Source organism: Gaoshiqia sediminis (assembly GCF_025907915.1).
GTDB classification, from domain to species: domain Bacteria; phylum Bacteroidota; class Bacteroidia; order Bacteroidales; family Prolixibacteraceae; genus Gaoshiqia; species Gaoshiqia sediminis.
The window spans coordinates 1-356 of record NZ_JAPAAF010000145.1; the positions used below are offsets into that span (position 1 = coordinate 1).

Below are 356 nucleotides of genomic sequence, written 5' to 3' on the forward strand. Positions count from 1 at the left end.
GCCCATGTGGGACAGAACAATGTGGTGCTGACCGTGACCGATGTGAACGGCAATTCAAGCACCGCCAACGCTGTCGTGACCGTGGTTGACGACATCGACCCGACAGCCCTTGCCCAAAACGTGACCATCTACCTGGATGCCAACGGCAATGCATCCACCACGGACGAAGCTGTTGACAACAGTTCAGCCGACAACTGCGGGATCGCTTCGCTGGCACTCGATATTGCCGATTTCACCTGTGCCCATGTAGGACAGAACGATGTGGTGCTGACCGTAACCGATGTGAACGGCAACTCAAGCACCGCCAACGCCGTGGTGACCGTGGTTGACGACATCGACCCGACGGCCCTTGCCCA

General features: G+C 58.1%; 1 pseudogene. It reads left to right on the forward strand.

The window, feature by feature from the left end:
• Positions 1–356: pseudogene (locus N2K84_RS20325) on the forward strand (HYR domain-containing protein); the annotation flags it as partial.